The sequence below is a fragment of the Streptomyces sp. NPDC005799 genome (assembly GCF_040630525.1).
Classification (GTDB): domain Bacteria; phylum Actinomycetota; class Actinomycetes; order Streptomycetales; family Streptomycetaceae; genus Streptomyces; species Streptomyces griseorubiginosus_B.
The window spans coordinates 218,791-235,439 of record NZ_JBEXXQ010000004.1 but is presented as its reverse complement, the minus strand read 5'-3'; the positions used below and the strand labels follow the sequence as shown (position 1 = coordinate 235,439).

The window sequence follows — 16,649 nt, the reverse complement described above, 5'->3', positions numbered from 1 at the left end:
TTCGTCACTCGATGTCACTCGATCGGGTAAATCCATTGAGAGACGCGATACATCGCGTTATGGTGTGTCTCGTGGCCGCCGCCGCGTCATCCAGCAGGCGGAACAAATCGCACAAAACCTAGGCTTGCCTAGGCCTTTTCGAAGAATCCCCGACGACGTGGAGACTCACATGCCAGGCGCCATCTATGCCGAAGGTCTGGTGAAGACCTTCGGGGACGTAAGGGCTCTGGACGGCGTCGACCTCGATGTCCCCGAGGGCACCGTGCTGGGCCTGCTCGGGCCGAACGGCGCGGGCAAGACGACCACTGTCCGCTGTCTGACGACCCTGCTGCAACCGGATAGCGGCAAGGCCGTCGTCGCCGGCCTCGACGTGCTCAAGCAACCGAACGAGGTGCGTCGCTCGATCGGCCTGTCAGGCCAGTTCGCCGCGGTCGACGAGTACCTGACCGGCCGCGAGAACCTCCAGATGGTCGGCCAGCTCTATCAGATGAAGGCCAGGGCGGCGAAGGCCCGCGCCGCGGAGCTGCTGGACCAGTTCGACCTCACGGACGCCGCAGACCGGACCGCGAAGACCTACTCAGGCGGCATGCGCCGCCGTCTCGACCTCGCGGCCGCCCTCGTCGTCTCCCCGCCCGTGATGTTCATGGACGAGCCGACGACCGGCCTGGACCCGCGCAACCGCCAGCTGCTGTGGGAGGTCATCAAACAGCTCGTCTCCGGCGGCACGACCCTGCTGCTGACGACCCAGTACCTGGAAGAGGCCGACCACCTCGCGCACGACATCGCGGTCGTCGACCACGGCCGGGTCATCGCGCGCGGCACCTCCGACGAGCTCAAGGCCCGCACCGGCGGCGAACGCGTCGAGGTCGTGGTGCACGAGCGCGAGCACATCACGGTCGCCGGGGAGGTCCTCGCCGGCTTCGGCAAGGGCGAGCTCACCGTCGAGGAGCACACCCGCAAGCTCACCGTGCCCGTCACCGGCGGCGCCAAGCTGCTCGCCGAGGTGATCCGCGAGCTGGACGTCCGGGGCATCGAGATAGACGACATCGGGCTGCGCCGCCCGACCCTCGACGACGTGTTCCTCTCCCTGACCGGACATGTCGCCGAGATCAAGGAAACCGAGAGCGACGAGCAGGCCGGGCCCAAGGGACGCGGTCAGAAGAAGGAGGCAGCCAAGTGAGCGCCGTCACCGACGCCGTGCGGGTCGCGCCGAGCACGAACCCGGTCAGCCAGTCCTTCCGGGACTCGATGGTCGTCGCCAAACGCAACCTGATCCGGATGTCCCGCATCCCGGAGATGATCATCTACGGGCTCATCCAGCCCATCATGTTCGTGGTGCTGTTCACCTACGTCTTCGGCGGCTCCATGCAGATCGGCGGCAGCACCAGCGCCACCGACTACAAGAACTTCCTGATGGCGGGCATCTTCGCGCAGACCGTCACCTTCGCCACCGCCAGCTCCGGCGCGGGCATCGCCGACGACATGCACAAGGGCCTCATCGACCGCTTCCGCTCGCTGCCGATGGCCCGCGGCGCGGTGCTGACCGGGCGCACCCTGGCGGACTCGGTGCAGACGGCACTGACCCTGGTCGTCCTCGCCGTGGTCGCCCTGCTGGTCGGCTGGCGCGTGGGCTCCAACGGCGACACCAACGCCGCCAAGGTCGTCGGCGCCTTCGGCCTGCTGCTCCTGCTCGGCTACGCGTTCACCTGGATCGGCGCCCTGATCGGCATGTCGGTGCGCACCCCCGAGGCGGCCACTTCCAGCGGGCTGATCTGGCTGTTCCCGGTGACGTTCATCTCCAACGCGTTCGTGGACACCAGCCACATGACCCCGTGGCTGCGCCACATCGCCGAATGGAACCCCTTCAGCGCCACGGTGCAGGCATGCCGCGTGCTGTTCGCGAACCCGGGCCAGTCGGCGTCCGGCGCCTGGCCCATGGTGCACCCGGTGTGGGCCTCGTTGATCTACTCGGCGCTGATCATCGTCATATTCCGGACCCTCGCGGTGCGCAAGTACCGCTCGGCGACCGCGTGAGCCCGACCGCGTGACCCCGCCCGCATGACCCACTGCATGACCCGCCCGCATGACGAGGCCCCCGGCGTCACGGGACGCCGGGGGCTCGCCAAGGACGTGCGGGGGGCCTGGGTCAGCCGTTGTAGGGCTCGGCCTTGAGGATCCGTACGGAGGCCTTCTTGCCGTTCGGCAGCTCGTACTCCGCGTCCTCGCCGACCTTGTGGCCGATCACGCCGGAGCCCAGCGGGGACTGCGGCGAGTAGGTCTCGATGTCGGAGCTCGCGTACTCGCGCGACGCCAGCAGGAAGGTCATCGTGTCGTCCTCGTCGCCGTCGAAGGCGATCGTCACGACCATGCCGGGCGCCACGGCGCCGTCCGCCGACGCCGGGGCCTCGCCGACCTTGGCGTTCTCCAGGAGCTGGGTCAGCTGGCGCACACGGAGCTCCTGCTTGCCCTGCTCCTCCTTGGCCGCGTGGTACCCGCCGTTCTCACGCAGGTCGCCCTCCTCGCGCGCGGCCGCGATCTTGGCGGCGATCTCCGTGCGCGCAGGACCAGACAGGTACTCCAGCTCGGCCTTGAGCTGGTTGTACGCCTCCTGGGTCAGCCAGGTGACGTTCTCGCTGGTCTGGGTCACAGGTGCTCCTCGTAGGTACTGGGAATACAAAGCATCGCCCTACCCAGAAGAATGTTCCTTCACGGATGGGCGAAACCACGAGCCTAACAATTCAGCGGCCGAAGGGGGAGGACATAAGCCATCAGAATTACGTCGCCGCAGGTCAGCCGACACGTTTCCGGGTGACGTCAGTCGGCGTGGCAGCCCAGCAGCTCCGCCGTGGTGCCCGGGGCCGTCGTACGCAGCGTGAGGACCCGGTCGATGCGGGTGGGGCTCCCGGTGAAGCGGAAGTCGGCCCGGCCCACCTCGGTGCCGTCCGCCGCCTGGGAGCGGATCGTGCAGTAGCCGGAGGTACCGGAGTCCTTGCGGACCTCCAGATGGATCTGCACCGAGTCCTTGTGGGGCTCGAAGGTGATGACCTCGCCGCTGATCTTGTTCTGGCCGACGTAGTGGTAGGCGAAGTAACCGATCAGCGCCAGCAGCAGGGCGCCGAGCACCGTCCCGGCGATCTTGAGTTTGCGGTCGGCGCGCTCGTCCGAGGAGCGACCGTAGCGGCCCTCGGGCAGCTGAGTGCTCGCCGTACTCATGATCGTCCTCTCGGTGCGGGGCCCCCGGAGCCGTACCCCGGAATTATTCGCCCCCCGATTCGGTCACTATAGAAGCCGCCGATCGCACCCGAAGACACCGGGGCGCCGACTTACCAAGGATTGAGTCTTGACTGACCAGCTGCGACTGATGGCCGTGCACGCCCACCCCGACGACGAGTCGAGCAAGGGCGCGGCCACCATGGCGAAGTACGTGTCCGAGGGGGTGGACGTGCTGGTCGTGACCTGCACGGGCGGGGAGCGCGGCTCCATCCTCAATCCGAAGCTCCAGGGGGACACGTACATCGAGGAGCACATCCACGAGGTACGCAAGAAGGAGATGGACGAGGCCCGCGAGATCCTCGGCGTCAAGCAGGAGTGGCTCGGCTTCGTCGACTCCGGCCTGCCCGAGGGCGACCCGCTGCCGCCGCTGCCCGAGGGCTGCTTCGCGCTCGAGGACGTCGACAAGGCGGCCGGCGAGCTGGTGAAGCAGATCCGCTCGTTCCGTCCGCAGGTGATCACCACCTACGACGAGAACGGCGGCTACCCGCACCCCGACCACATCATGACCCACAAGATCTCGATGGTGGCGTTCGAGGGCGCGGCGGACACCGAGAAGTACCCGGAGGCCGAGTTCGGTCCCGCGTACCAGCCGCTGAAGCTGTACTACAACCAGGGCTTCAACCGCCCGCGCACCGAGGCACTGCACAACGCGCTGCTGGAGCGCGGCATGGAGTCGCCGTACGGGGACTGGCTCAAGCGGTGGGCGGAATTCGAGCGCGCCGAGCGCACCCTGACCACCCACGTCCCGTGCGCCGACTTCTTCGAGATCCGCGACAAGGCGCTGATCGCGCACGCCACGCAGATCGACCCCGACGGCGGCTGGTTCAAGGTCCCGATGGAGATCCAGAAGGAGGTCTGGCCGACCGAGGAGTACGAGCTCGCCAAGTCCCTCGTCGATACCTCCCTCCCCGAGGACGACCTCTTCGCGGGCGTCCGGGACAATGCCTGACATGAGCGCAAGCGTGAGCCTGGCAATGACGCACCTCGTCCCCCTCGCCAAGGAGGTGGACGAGAACAAGGTCACCCCCGGCGTCCTCGGCTTCATCGTCTTCGCGGCGATGGCGCTGGCGGTGTGGGTCCTGATGAAGTCCATGAACCGCCACATGGGCAAGGTCAAGTTCAAGGAGCCGACGGACCCGGACGCCGAGTCCGCGAAGACCTCCGCCGACACCGAGGCGCGCCAGAGCTGACGAGGCGGAGGGAGGTGCCGGTCACTGTCTGGCCGGCACCGCCACTCCCATGACCTCCCGCGCATGCCGGCTGGGCACCATCCCCAGCCGCCAGGCCTGCCAGCCCGCCTCCAGACTCACCCCCCGCTCCAGCAGCAGCTGGTACGCCCCCACGTAGTCGTCGAGCTTCGCGTCGCGCAGGGGGTGGTCGGTGCGGGCGAGTTCGGTCAGATCCTCCTGGGCGACCGCGGTGCCGACCTCCACACCACCGGGGGCCGCGTAGGGGAGCAGGGTGCAGCGCAGGAAGCGGGCCCAGTCCTCGCCGCGGCGGTCGCCGTAGGAGGCGAACAGGCCCGCCGCCTCGTCGCACAGGGCGAGCGCCTGCTGGGTGCGGGCGTTGCCCGCGTCCACCACCGCCAGCTCCAGACACGTCCACGCCTCGCCGTGGGCGACGCCGATGCGCTGGAAGTCGGCGCGGGCGTCGACCAGGAGCTGGCGGGCGAAGCCGGAGTTGCGCAGCGACCCCGTCTGGGCCGCCCGCTGGTCGCGGGTGACGCGGGCCGAGTGGTGCCGGGCGCACGCGAGGCCGTAGACGTCCCGCATCCGGGAGAACATCGTGCGGGAGCGCTCCAGCTCGCGCACCGCCTGATCCAGGTCGCCGGTCTCCTCCAGGGCCTGGCCCAGGTAGTAGACCGTCCAGGCCTCGCCGCGCGCGTCCTCGTTCTCCCGGTGCCGGGCCGCCGCCTGGCGCAGGCCGTCGACCGCCGGGGAGGGATCGCCGGCCACCAGCCGGGCGCGCGCCAGCTGGGTCAGCGCCCATGCCTCGCCACGGGCGTCGCGGGTACGGCCGTAGCGGTCCAGGGCCGCCCGCAGCTCCGCCTCCGCGCGCGGGACGTCACCCATGCGCAGACCGAGCTGGCCGAGCTGGAAGTGGGCCCAGGCCTCGCCGTGCAGGGACTCACCGGCGTGGTGCAGCACCAGGGACTCGGTGAGCAGCCGCATCGCCTCCGGCAGATGGCCGCGGTCGCGCTCCACCGCCGCCAGCGCGTGCATCGTCCAGGCCCGGTCCGTCGCCAGCTCGGGAACCGACTGCAGCTCCAGCGCCTCCCGCAGCCGCGCCGTCGCCTCGGTCAGGTTGCCCTGGTGGTGCAGGGTGATGCCGAGGGAGCACAGCGCCCGGGCCGCGCCCGCGTCGTGATGGGCCTCCATGTACAGGTCCACGACCGAGGTCAGGGTCGTCCGGGCCTTGTCCAGCTCGCCCAGCTGACGCGCGGCGATACCCGTGCGCCACTGCACCGAGCGGACCAGCAGGCCCTGGTCGACGGCCTGTGCCAGCTCGCTGATCTCGCCCAGCCGGTAGAGGTCGCCGCGCAGCAGGCAGTAGTCGCACAGGGCGCCCAGCAGGTTCAGCACGGCCGCCTGGTTCACGCCCTCCGCGTGCCGCAATGTGGAGGTGATGAAGCTCGACTCGTCGTCCAGCCAGCGCAGCGCCTCGTCCAGGGACGTGAAGCCGTGCGGGCTGAAGCGGTCCGAGCGGGTCGACATGTTGCCGTCGACCAGACGCAGCACCGAGTCGGCGAGATCCGCGTAGTTCACGATCAGACGTTCCTGCGCCGCCGTACGCTCGGCCGGGTCCTCCTCGTCGAGGAGACGGGCCTGCGCGAAGGAGCGGACCAGGTCGTGCAGCCGGTAGCGGTTGCCCCGCACATGGTCGATCAGGCCCGCGCGGGACAGGGCCACCAGATGGCGGGTGGCCTCCGTCTCGTCGGTCGCGAGCAGGGAGGCCGCCGCGGCGGCGCCGAGCGAGGCACGGCCGGCCAGGGCGAGCCGGCGCAGCAGCCGCCGGGCCGTCTCCGACTGGTCGGTGTAGCGCAGCCACAGCGCCCGCTCCGTCGGCTCGACCGGTCCGTACGCCCCGAGGTCCGTGGCCAGTTGGCGCGGTGAGCGCGGCCCCAGCGAGGACCCCGCGATGCTCAGCGCCAGCGGCAGCCCGCCGCACAACCGTCTGATCCGGTCCGCGGAATCCGCGTCATACGGTCCGGAACTGTCCTGCGCCGCCGCCTCCAGCAGCTCCTCCGCGCCCGCCGCGTCCAGCGCCTGCACCGGCAGCTGATGGACGTCCGCCGGCAGAGCGGAGGGCAGCGCGAGGGGCTCGCGGGCGGTGACCAGGACCAGGCTGTCGGAGCGCTCCGGGACGAGCGTGCGGACCTGCTCCGGGTCCGAGGCGTCGTCCAGGACGATCGTCACCGCGACACCCGTCAGATGCTGGTGGTACAGCTCGCTCAGCCGCTTGACCTGCTGGTCGGGGGAGGAACGCTCACGGAACAGCAGCTGCTCGCGGGGCGCGCCCAGCCGGTTGAGCAGATGCAGCAGGGCGTCACGGGTGGACAGGGGCGACTCCTCCGGGCTGCCGCCGCGCAGATCGACCACACAGGCGCCGCGGAAGTAGTCCTTCAGGTCGTGCGTGGCCCGTACGGCGAGCGTCGTACGGCCGCTGCCGGGCGCACCGTGCAGCACGACGACCGTCGGACGCGTCTCCGTCGTCGCGCGCGAGGCCTGCACCCACTGCCGGATCCGCGCCATCTCCTGCCGTCGGCCCGCGAACGCGCCGGCCGGCTCCGGGAGTTGGCCGAACGACTGCGCGAGCACGCTCCGCCCGCGGGCCGCCGCGCTCTTGTCCGTGCCGCGCAGCTGCGGGCCCGTCTTCTTCGGGCCGGTCGAGGCGGCGAGGACGCGTTGCTGGTCCAGGAACGGGCGGATGCCGCGCACCTCCAGCGCCGTCAGCCACTGCAGCCGCAGCTGTTCGGGGCCGCCGGGCTGGCCGGCGGCGCCGGCGCGATGGTGGGCGGCGGGCAGATGGGAGCCGGCCACCTTGACCACCGTAGCCGCGGCGGCCACGACGCCGACGGCCACGCCGGCGCCGAGCGCGGTGCCCGTGTCCGTGCCCAGGACCAGGTCGGAGACGGCGGCTGCGAGAGCGGCAACGGCCGCCACCAGCAGGGGAGTTCCGGCGCCCTCCTTCGCGTACCGCTGCGCGAACGAGAGCCGGCCGGCCTCCCCCTCGTCCAGCGCGCGGGTGTAGGCCTCGTACTCCTCGGCGGACGTCTCGGCCATCGCGTCCAGCGCACCGCGTGCCCGCGACAGCAGGACCGCTCCGTAGGTACGTCCGCCGGAGCGCCGCACCTCCTCCTCCACCGCCCGTGCCAACAGCCGTTCGGCATCAGCCCGATGGCCGTCCCGCATGTCCCGTCCCCCTCCGGCGGCAACTGGTTCGCCTACGAGTGTCCTTCCCGTGGGCCGCGAGCGCGAGAGGGCAGCGATCACTCGTGCGGCGCCGGGTCGTACCGGCATGAGCGGGACGGCGGCCGCGCCGGGCATGCCCCCGAGGGGGCGCGCCCGGTTCACACGCGTTTCTACGCCCTGCCGGAGCCCGTGGGAGAGTGGGGGAGTGAACCGACTGGCCCATGAGACGTCCCCGTACCTCCTCCAGCACGCCGACAACCCCGTCGACTGGTGGCCGTGGTCGGCCGAGGCCTTCGACGAGGCCCGTAAGACCGGCAGACCGGTTCTGCTGAGCGTCGGGTATTCGAGCTGCCACTGGTGCCATGTCATGGCTCATGAGTCGTTCGAGGACGAGGGCACCGCCGGTTTCATGAACGACCACTTCGTCAACATCAAGGTCGACCGTGAGGAGCGGCCCGACGTCGACGCCGTCTATATGGAGGCGGTGCAGGCGGCGACCGGGCAGGGTGGGTGGCCCATGACCGTGTTTCTCACGCCCGACGCAGAGCCCTTCTACTTCGGTACCTACTTCCCGCCCGCCGCGCGGCACGGCATGCCGTCCTTCCGGCAGGTGCTGGAGGGGGTGCGGGTCGCCTGGGCGGACCGGCGGGACGAGGTGGCGGAGGTCGCGGGGAAGATCGTGCGGGACCTGTCCCAGCGTGAGATCAACTACGGCGGTACGGAGATCCCCGGCGAGGAGGAGCTCGCGCAGGCGCTGCTCGGGCTGACCCGGGAGTACGACCCGCAGCGCGGCGGGTTCGGCGGGGCGCCCAAGTTCCCGCCGTCCATGGTGATCGAGTTCCTGCTCAGGCATCACGCCCGCACCGGTTCCGAGGGCGCCCTGCAGATGGCGTCGGACACCTGTGAGCGGATGGCCCGCGGCGGCATCTACGACCAGCTCGGGGGCGGGTTCGCGCGCTACTCCGTGGACCGTGACTGGGTGGTCCCGCACTTCGAGAAGATGCTGTACGACAACGCCCTGCTGTGCCGCGTCTACGCCCACCTGTGGCGTACCACCGGCTCGGAGCTCGCCCGCCGGGTCGCCCTGGAGACCGCCGACTTCATGGTGCGTGAACTGCGCACGAACGAGGGCGGGTTCGCCTCGGCCCTGGACGCCGACAGCGACGACGGGACGGGTAATCACGTCGAGGGGGCGTACTACGTCTGGACGCCCCACCAACTCGCCGAGGTGCTCGGGGACGAGGACGCCGAACTCGCCGCCCAGTACTTCGGGGTGACCGAGGAGGGCACCTTCGAGCACGGTCAGTCCGTCCTCCAACTCCCGCAGCAGGACGGTCTGTTGGATGCGGGAAAGGTGGCCTCCATCCGAGAGCGGCTGCTCGGCGGGCGGGCCGGGCGGCCCGCTCCCGGCCGTGACGACAAGGTCGTCGCCGCGTGGAACGGTCTCGCCATCGCCGCGCTGGCCGAGACCGGCGCCTACTTCGACCGCCCGGACCTGGTTGAGGCCGCGGTCGGCGCCGCCGATCTCCTCGTCCGGCTGCATCTCGACGAGCACGCCCGCCTCGCCCGTACCAGCAAGGACGGCCAGGTCGGCGCCAACGCGGGCGTGCTGGAGGACTACGCCGACGTGGCCGAGGGCTTCCTGGCGCTCGCGTCGGTCACGGGGGAGGGGGTGTGGCTGGAGTTCGCCGGGTTCCTGCTGGACCACGTCCTCGCGCGCTTCGTCGACCAGGAGTCGGGTTCGCTGTACGACACCGGCGCCGACGCCGAGCGGCTGATCCGCCGGCCGCAGGACCCGACCGACAACGCGACGCCCTCCGGCTGGACCGCCGCCGCGGGGGCACTGCTGAGTTACGCGGCCCAGACCGGCGCGGAGCCCCATCGCACCGCCGCCGAGCGGGCGTTGGGCGTCGTGAAGGCGCTCGGTCCGCGGGTGCCCCGGTTCATCGGCTGGGGGCTGGCAGTCGCCGAGGCCGTGCTCGACGGGCCGAAGGAGGTCGCGATCGTCGGACCGGCGATCGACGAGGAGGGCACGAAGGCCCTGCACCGCACGGCACTTCTGGGCACCTCCCCGGGTGCGGTGGTCGCCGTCGGCACACCGGGAAGCGATGAGTTCCCGCTGCTCGCCGAGCGTCCTCTCGTCGACGGACGGCCCGCCGCCTACGTCTGCCGTCATTTCGCCTGCGACGCCCCGACCACCGACCATGACCGGCTGCGGGCCGCGCTGGCCGGCCGGGGCTAACGCGCGAACTCCTCCAGGGCGCGCTCCACGATGGCCACCAGCTGCTCGTGGTGCGCGCCCTTCCAGTAGGCGCGCCCGCAGTCCCGGCACTGGGCGAAGACGTCGTACGACCGCTGGGTCCCGCCGTGCAGCTGGTCCGCCACCTCCTCCTTGGTGGCCTCCTTCAGCAGGCCGTTGCAGGCGGTGCAGCGGGTCCAGGGCCGCAGTTCGGGGCGGAACCGGTCCAGGACGTCCCGGAGTTGGTCCTCGGGGCGGGTGCTGTAGACGTAGGCGCCCGCCCACAGTTCACGGCGCCGCAGCAGGCCACGGTCGCGGCTGAGCATGACCCGCTGTTCGGCGGCGGAGAGGGCGGCGAGGGCCGGGTCGCCGAGGTCCGTCGACTCGTAGGCGGTGTCCACGCCCAGCAGGCGCAGCCGGCGGGCGAGGGTGCCGAGGTGGACGTCGAGGAGGAAGCGGAGGGGTGCGCCGGGGACCTGCTGGGGGCGGGCGACGGGCCGTACCTCCACCGCGTCGCCGGCGGCGGGGACGTACGACGTCGGGACCTCGCGGCCGTGGACCCAGAGGGAGCCGACCTCGGTCAGTGGGACGCCGGCCGACTCGACGACGTGGCCGAGGGAGGAGACGCCGTCGGTGACGAGCGTCCGGCGCGGGCCGCGCGGCACGAACGGGGTCAGGTCGGGGGCGAACTCGACGTGGATCTCGGGACCGTTCACCCGGTCAGGATGGCATGTCGCGGGGCGCGGGGCTCAGGGGTTTCGGGTGGGCAGGCCGTGTTCCATGACGTCGAGGGCCTGGTGCATGAGGTCCTTGAGCTCGCCCTTGAAGTCGTTCTCCGCCCAGTACATGGAGACCTCCATGAGGCCGCCGATCAGGGACATCGCGTAGACCCGGACCCGGAGGTCGTCCGGCTCCAGGCCGGAGCGGTCGGCGATCGCCTCGCACAGCATGCGCCCGGTCTCCGACATGCTCTCGAACATCCGGGCGCGGACGGCGGGGACCTGGACCCCGAGATGCGCGCGCATCCTCATCATCTCGGGGTCTTCCCGGGTGGTGAGCTCGATCGCCGTCTCCATGATGTGGCGCAGCGAGTCCATCCACGGCTCGCCGGCGGGCCTGGCCCGCAGTTCCTCCAGCATCAGGGGGTCGTACTCGTCCGTGAGGACGATGTCCTCCTTGGTGGGGAAGTAGCGGAAGACGGTGGACGGCGACACCTCCGCCCGGTCGGCGATCTGCTCGATCGTGGTGGCGTCGTAGCCCTGTTCCTTGATCAGCTCATAGGTGGCCGTGCGGATCGCCTCGCGGGTCTTGATCTTCTTGCGTTCACGGAGACCGAGTCCGGGGCGGTCGGCGGGGGAGAGGGGGGATCGGGCGGCCGTCATGCCGGTCATTGTCGGGCATCCGCCTGCTCGGCGGCCATCTCCGGGGGTTCCGGCAGTGACACGCCCTCCGGCGCGGCCTGCGTGCCGGGCAGGAAGACCGCCGCCAGCAGCGCCGACACGAGCGCCGCGGCCCCGCACACCAGGAGCACCAGCCCCATGCCGTGGACGTAGGCGCTGTTCGCGGAGGCGGCCAGGTGAGCGGAGTGCGCCTGCTCGGCGACGATGTGCGCCGCGACCACCGAGTCCCCGGCGGTGTCGGCCGCCCCGGCGGGCAGCCCGGTGACGTCGAGCCGGTCCTGGAAGGTGGCGGAGAGCAGGCTGCCGAGCAGGGCGATCCCGACCGCGCCGCCGACCTGGCGCAGCGTCATGAGCAGCCCGGAGCCGCTGCCGGCCCGGTCGCGGGGCAGGGCGCCCAGGGCGCCACCCATGGCCGGCATGAGCGAGAAGCCGAAGCCGAGGCCGGTGATGGACAGCCACAGCGCGGTGAAGCCGTAGCCGGAGTCGACCGTCGTACGGCTGCCGAGGAGCGCGGCGAAGGCCAGCACCGCCAGGCCGGCGCCGACCGTGGCGCGGGCGCCGAAGCGCACGGTGGCCTGCGGGGCCGTGCGGGAGGCGACCAGGAGGCCGCCCATCATCGGCAGCAGCCTCAGGCCGGTGCCGAGGGCGTCGTTGCCGAGGACCGCCTGGAGGTAGGGCGGCAGCACGAAGAGCAGGCCGGACAGGACGAACATCACCAGGGTCGCGGCGATGGTGTTGAAGAGGAAGCCGCGGTGGGCGAGGAGCGCCATGTCGAGCATGGGGCGCTCCACCCGGCGTTCGCGCAGTACCAGGGCGGTGACGAGGGCGACGGCCGCCACGAACATCGCCAGGACCAGCGGGTCGCCCCAGCCGCGGGTGGGTGCCTCGATGATCGCGTAGACCAGGGCGCCGAGTCCGGTCGCGGTGAGCGCGGTGGAGACGGTGTCGACCTCGGGGGATGCGGGGTCGCGGGTCTCGGGGAGCAGGACGACGCAGGCGGCGATGCCGATCGCGGCCATGGGGACGTTGACCAGGAAGACCGAGCCCCACCAGAAGTGGTTCAGCAGCCAGCCGCCGATGATCGGGCCGAGCGGCAGGCCGAGCGCGGAGGCGGCGGTGACGATCGCGGTCGCCTTGGGCTGCTCGTCGGCGGCGAACAGGGTGGGCAGCACGGAGAGCGCGAGCGGGGTGACCAGGGCGGCGCCGACGCCCATCAGGGCCCGGGCCGCGATGACCCAGGTCACATCACCGGCCAGCGCGCCCGCCAGCGAGCCGGTCAGGAAGATCCCGAGTCCGACGATCAGCATCAGCCGTCGTCCGAACCGGTCGCCGAGGAGTCCGGCGGGGAGCATGAGCGCCGCGAAGACGACGACGTAGGAGTCGGCCATCCACTGCTGCTGGCCGGTGGTGGCGCCGAGGTCGGCGGCCATGGTCGGCAGGGCCACGTTGAGGATCGTCGTGTCGAAGCCGAGCGTGAGCATGCTCGCGACGAGGGCGGCCAGGGCCCACCAACGCCGTGGGTTTGGGGTGACAGTAACCATGAAATGAGAGTAACTATCAAAATCAAGGAACTGTCAATCGAAAGTCCTTACCGGCACACGAAAAATGGCCACGGCGGTAAGCCGTGGCCATGAGCGTGGAGCGGTGGAGTGGTCAGGCGTGCTGGTACGCCACCAGGGAGATCCCGACGTAGTGGACGACGAACGCGGCCAGGGTGAAGGAGTGGAAGACCTCGTGGAAGCCGAACCAGCGCGGTGACGGGTTCGGCCGCTTGATGCCGTAGATCACGCCACCCGCGCTGTAGAGCAGGCCGCCGACGATGACCAGGACCAGGACGGCGATGCCCCCGGTGCGCATGAAGTCGGGCAGGAAGAAGACGGCGGCCCAGCCCATCGCGATGTAGCAGGGGGTGTAGAGCCAGCGCGGGGCGCCGACCCAGAAGACCCGGAAGACGATCCCGGCCGCGGCCGCTCCCCAGATGCCCCACAGCAGCCACTGCCCCTTGGCGCCCGGCAGCAGGAGCATCGTGAGCGGGGTGTAGGTGCCGGCGATGATCAGGAAGATGTTGGCGTGATCGAGGCGGCGCAGCACGCCGTCCATGCGTGGGGTCCAGTTGCCCCGGTGATAGAGCGCGCTCACGCCGAACAGCAGGCAGGCCGTCAGCGCGTAGATCCCGCAGGCGATGCGTCCTCTGGCCGAGTCTGCGAGGGCGGTGAGGACCAGGCCCGCGACGAGTGCGGCCGGGAACATGCCCAGGTGCAGCCAGCCGCGGAGCTTCGGCTTGATCGGCTCGGCGAGCTGCTGCGCGTGCTGCTTGATCTGATGCGGAATGGAGGGCGCTTCGGAACCGCGGCCGGCGGCCGGCGTTCCGGTGGACGCGTCGGGGACGGGCGCTGTCATGCCTCGCATCGTACCTACGGAACCGTAAGTTACGGATCAGTGCGGACTGAGAAGCGGCCAAGAGTGGCCATCATCTCACGACGGTTGGCGGCCGGCGCGTACCGCGCAAAGAAACGGTCACTTGAACCCTAGGTGCACGCAAATAAACGCGTCGCACACAAAAGAGACGTGACGATCCCCACTCCGCTCACCTGTGAGGCCCTCTGGACATATGGGCACTCGCGTCGGATGATCAAATGAGTGCGGTCGGCACCGGATGAGCGCTGAAGATCCAGCCACGAAGCATCCGGGCCGCAGCCCCCACGGGGCCTCCAAACACAAAATCCCTCATTTAGGAGCAATCGTGGCGCGCGACAACGCGGCTCCCCCCGTCATTCCCACCCAGCATCAGGAACTGGTCTCGTGGGTGAACGAGATCGCCGAACTGACCCAGCCGGACAACGTGGTCTGGTGTGACGGATCCGAGGCCGAGTACGAGCGCCTGTGCGAGGAGCTCGTCACGAAGGGCACCTTCAAGAAGCTCGACCCGATCCAGCGCCCCAACTCGTACTACGCCGCCTCCGACCCGACCGACGTCGCGCGAGTCGAGGACCGGACCTTCATCTGCTCGGAGAAGGAGGAGGACGCGGGCCCGACCAACCACTGGAAGGACCCCGCCGAGATGCGGGAGATCTTTTCCGGCGAGAAGGGTGTTTTCCGTGGCTCGATGAAGGGCCGGACGATGTACGTCGTTCCGTTCTGCATGGGCCCGCTCGGCTCGGACCTCTCCGCGATCGGCGTCGAGATCACCGACTCCGCCTACGTCGCGGTGTCCATGCGGACGATGACCCGCATGGGACAGCCCGTCCTCGACGAGCTCGGCTCGGACGGCTTCTTCGTCAAGGCCGTGCACACGCTGGGCGCCCCGCTGGCCGAGGGCGAGGCGGACGTACCGTGGCCGTGCAACTCCACCAAGTACATCTCGCACTTCCCCGAGACCCGCGAGATCTGGTCCTACGGCTCCGGGTACGGCGGCAACGCCCTGCTCGGCAAGAAGTGCTACGCCCTGCGCATCGCGTCCGTCATGGCCCGCGACGAGGGCTGGCTGGCCGAGCACATGCTGATCCTGAAGCTCACCCCGCCGACCGGTGAGTCCAAGTACGTCGCCGCCGCCTTCCCGAGCGCCTGCGGCAAGACCAACCTCGCCATGCTGGAGCCCACCGTCTCCGGCTGGACCGTGGAGACCATAGGCGACGACATCGCCTGGATGCGCTTCGGCGAGGACGGCCGGCTGTACGCCATCAACCCCGAGGCCGGCTTCTTCGGCGTCGCGCCCGGCACGGGTGAGCACACCAACGCCAACGCGATGAAGACCCTGTGGGGCAACTCGGTCTTCACCAACGTGGCGTTGACGGACGACAACGACATCTGGTGGGAGGGCATGACGGAGGAGACCCCGGCCCACCTCACCGACTGGAAGGGCCGGGACTGGACGCCGGAGTCCGCCGAGCCCGCCGCGCACCCCAACGCCCGCTTCACCGTCCCGGCCTCGCAGTGCCCGATCATCGCGCCCGAGTGGGAGGACCCGAAGGGCGTGCCGATCTCGGCGATCCTCTTCGGCGGCCGGCGCGCCTCCGCCGTTCCGCTGGTGACCGAGTCCTTCGACTGGAACCACGGTGTCTTCCTGGGCGCCAACGTGGCCTCCGAGAAGACCGCGGCCGCCGAGGGCAAGGTCGGCGAGCTGCGCCGCGACCCGTTCGCCATGCTGCCGTTCTGCGGCTACAACATGGGCGACTACATGGGGCACTGGATCGACGTGGCCAAGGACAAGGACCAGTCCAAGCTGCCGAAGATCTACTACGTCAACTGGTTCCGCAAGAACGACGAGGGCAAGTTCGTCTGGCCCGGGTTCGGCGAGAACAGCCGGGTCCTGAAGTGGATCGTGGAGCGGCTGGACGGCAGGGCGGAGGGTGTCGAGACGCCGATAGGCGTCCTCCCGGCCAAGGGTGCCCTCGACACCAAGGGGCTCGAACTGTCCGAGTCCGACCTGGAGTTCCTGCTCACCGTCGACAAGGACGTGTGGCGTGAGGAGGCGGCGTTGATTCCCGAGCACCTCAACACGTTCGGGGATCACACGCCGAAGGAGCTGTGGGACGAGTACCGGGCGCTGGTGCAGCGGCTGGGCTGACGTCCGGCTCGTGAGGCTCCGCGGCCGGTTGGGATGTGCCCTGACCAGTGATCGTCACGGCCGGCCGCGGTGTTGTACGGCGAGGCCGCGCACAACGGCGTGCGCGGCTCGGGCCTGCCCTTGTCCTTCCGTCCGCCCCGACGGGAGGGAAGGGGCGGGCCTTCGCCGTTTTCTCAAGGTGATCGTTCTTCCAAGTAGCGCGTGTGCGTCTCCTGGCGGCGGGCCTCGGTCTCTCGCAGTGCCGTCGCCAGTCTCTCCGCCTCCTCCTGCAGCAGCGTGAGCTGGCGTTCCAGGTGGCGTTCCGGGGGTTCGGAGCCCGGGGCCATACGGGTCCACCAGCGGGTGCGTACATAGCTGTCGACCGCTTCTGGAATGTCCTGGCGGACCGTCCGGGACAGGGTGTGGACGCCCTCCGGGTCCTGGGCCAGGACCTCCGTCACCCAGCCCGGGTCCAGCAGCGCGGTCAGCACGTCGGTCAGTTCGGTGAGGCGGCCCGCGGCGGCCGGAGGGAGGTCGACCTCCGCCAGATAGGTGCCCAGCTTGTCGAAGTCGGCCCGCAGTTCCTGCAGTTGGGCCGACGGGGACGGGAAGTCCGGCAGGGGCGGTCGTTCCGGCGGGGCGATGAGCGCGCCCGCGCCGTAGAGCCCGGCCACGACCACCGGCCAGTACGGCCCGGCGACCCCCGTGAACGTCAGCACCAGGCCCGCCAGACCGCCCGCGCTTCCCGCGATGTTCTTGCGGGACTCCAGGAACCTCAT

General features: G+C 70.4%; 14 protein-coding genes. 6 read left to right on the top strand and 8 right to left on the bottom strand.

The window, feature by feature from the left end; genetic code table 11:
* Positions 1–169: 169 nt before the first annotated feature.
* Positions 170–1,180 (top strand): ATP-binding cassette domain-containing protein, encoded by a 1,011-nt coding sequence (locus tag ABZ453_RS06460; protein ID WP_359012119.1) that lies wholly within the window; start codon positions 170–172, stop codon positions 1,178–1,180.
* Complete coding sequence (locus ABZ453_RS06455; RefSeq protein WP_359012117.1) at positions 1,177–2,034, top strand: ABC transporter permease; 858 nt, start codon at positions 1,177–1,179, stop codon at positions 2,032–2,034. The genes ABZ453_RS06460 and ABZ453_RS06455 overlap by 4 nt, the downstream gene beginning before the upstream one ends.
* A 112-nt stretch (positions 2,035–2,146) precedes the next feature.
* Here the strand turns inward: ABZ453_RS06455 and greA are convergent, their stop codons facing one another.
* Together greA and ABZ453_RS06445 are read right to left on the bottom strand one after the other, a co-directional pair.
* On the bottom strand, positions 2,147–2,647 hold the full coding sequence (gene greA / locus ABZ453_RS06450) for a transcription elongation factor GreA (protein WP_240862790.1): 501 nt from the start codon (positions 2,645–2,647) through the stop codon (positions 2,147–2,149).
* A 167-nt stretch (positions 2,648–2,814) separates the two neighbouring features.
* On the bottom strand, positions 2,815–3,213 hold the full coding sequence (locus tag ABZ453_RS06445) for a DUF4307 domain-containing protein (protein ID WP_359012114.1): 399 nt from the start codon (positions 3,211–3,213) through the stop codon (positions 2,815–2,817).
* Between the two features lie 127 nt (positions 3,214–3,340).
* Between ABZ453_RS06445 and mca the strand changes: the two genes are divergently transcribed.
* Both mca and ABZ453_RS06435 read left to right on the top strand, forming a co-directional pair.
* Complete coding sequence (mca, locus tag ABZ453_RS06440; RefSeq protein WP_359012113.1) at positions 3,341–4,222, top strand: mycothiol conjugate amidase Mca; 882 nt, start codon at positions 3,341–3,343, stop codon at positions 4,220–4,222.
* A complete protein-coding gene (locus tag ABZ453_RS06435) occupies positions 4,215–4,463 on the top strand; it encodes a hypothetical protein (RefSeq protein ID WP_359012111.1) in 249 nt (82 codons plus the stop codon). Before mca ends, ABZ453_RS06435 begins: the two co-directional genes overlap by 8 nt.
* A 21-nt stretch (positions 4,464–4,484) precedes the next feature.
* Here ABZ453_RS06435 and ABZ453_RS06430 read toward each other — a convergent pair whose 3' ends face one another.
* Positions 4,485–7,685 (bottom strand): tetratricopeptide repeat protein, encoded by a 3,201-nt coding sequence (locus ABZ453_RS06430; RefSeq protein WP_359012109.1) that lies wholly within the window; start codon positions 7,683–7,685, stop codon positions 4,485–4,487.
* A gap of 205 nt (positions 7,686–7,890) precedes the next feature.
* Here ABZ453_RS06430 and ABZ453_RS06425 point away from each other — a divergent pair, with 205 nt between their 5' ends.
* Entirely contained in the window at positions 7,891–9,927 is a 2,037-nt protein-coding gene (locus ABZ453_RS06425; RefSeq protein ID WP_359012107.1) for a thioredoxin domain-containing protein, read from the top strand.
* Here the strand turns inward: ABZ453_RS06425 and ABZ453_RS06420 are convergent.
* The 4 genes from ABZ453_RS06420 to ABZ453_RS06405 all read right to left on the bottom strand — a co-directional run bounded on the left by ABZ453_RS06420 (position 9,924) and on the right by ABZ453_RS06405 (position 13,724).
* Complete coding sequence (locus ABZ453_RS06420) at positions 9,924–10,640, bottom strand: Mut7-C RNAse domain-containing protein (RefSeq protein ID WP_359012105.1); 717 nt, start codon at positions 10,638–10,640, stop codon at positions 9,924–9,926. The two genes, ABZ453_RS06425 and ABZ453_RS06420, sit on opposite strands and share 4 nt — an antisense overlap.
* A gap of 33 nt (positions 10,641–10,673) precedes the next feature.
* Complete coding sequence (locus ABZ453_RS06415; protein WP_359012103.1) at positions 10,674–11,306, bottom strand: TetR family transcriptional regulator; 633 nt, start codon at positions 11,304–11,306, stop codon at positions 10,674–10,676.
* Positions 11,307–11,311: 5 nt separating this feature from the next.
* Positions 11,312–12,865, bottom strand: a complete 1,554-nt coding sequence (locus ABZ453_RS06410; RefSeq protein ID WP_359012101.1) for a DHA2 family efflux MFS transporter permease subunit — start codon at positions 12,863–12,865, stop codon at positions 11,312–11,314.
* A gap of 112 nt (positions 12,866–12,977) precedes the next feature.
* Positions 12,978–13,724, bottom strand: coding sequence for a hemolysin III family protein (locus ABZ453_RS06405; protein ID WP_359012099.1), 747 nt, complete (start codon positions 13,722–13,724; stop codon positions 12,978–12,980).
* 343 nt (positions 13,725–14,067) lie between these two features.
* Between ABZ453_RS06405 and ABZ453_RS06400 the strand changes: the two genes are divergently transcribed.
* Positions 14,068–15,891 carry a phosphoenolpyruvate carboxykinase (GTP) gene (locus tag ABZ453_RS06400; protein WP_359012097.1) on the top strand — a complete coding sequence of 608 codons (1,824 nt, stop codon included), beginning with the start codon at positions 14,068–14,070 and terminating at the stop codon, positions 15,889–15,891.
* Between the two features lie 173 nt (positions 15,892–16,064).
* Here the strand turns inward: ABZ453_RS06400 and ABZ453_RS06395 are convergent, their stop codons facing one another.
* Positions 16,065–16,649, bottom strand: coding sequence for a hypothetical protein (locus ABZ453_RS06395; RefSeq protein WP_359012208.1), 585 nt, complete (start codon positions 16,647–16,649; stop codon positions 16,065–16,067).

What these genes read in the sequence shown, in the direction of transcription:
- ABZ453_RS06435 (WP_359012111.1), top strand. Translation starts at nt 4,215, where the DNA reads ATGCCTGACATGAGCGCAAGCGTGAGCCTGGCAATGACGCACCTCGTC.
- ABZ453_RS06410 (WP_359012101.1), bottom strand. Translation starts at nt 12,865, where the DNA reads ATGGTTACTGTCACCCCAAACCCACGGCGTTGGTGGGCCCTGGCCGCC.
- ABZ453_RS06445 (WP_359012114.1), bottom strand. Translation starts at nt 3,213, where the DNA reads ATGAGTACGGCGAGCACTCAGCTGCCCGAGGGCCGCTACGGTCGCTCC.
- ABZ453_RS06430 (WP_359012109.1), bottom strand. Translation starts at nt 7,685, where the DNA reads ATGCGGGACGGCCATCGGGCTGATGCCGAACGGCTGTTGGCACGGGCG.
- ABZ453_RS06460 (WP_359012119.1), top strand. Translation starts at nt 170, where the DNA reads ATGCCAGGCGCCATCTATGCCGAAGGTCTGGTGAAGACCTTCGGGGAC.
- ABZ453_RS06405 (WP_359012099.1), bottom strand. Translation starts at nt 13,724, where the DNA reads ATGACAGCGCCCGTCCCCGACGCGTCCACCGGAACGCCGGCCGCCGGC.
- ABZ453_RS06395 (WP_359012208.1), bottom strand. Translation starts at nt 16,649, where the DNA reads ATGAGGTTCCTGGAGTCCCGCAAGAACATCGCGGGAAGCGCGGGCGGT.
- ABZ453_RS06415 (WP_359012103.1), bottom strand. Translation starts at nt 11,306, where the DNA reads ATGACGGCCGCCCGATCCCCCCTCTCCCCCGCCGACCGCCCCGGACTC.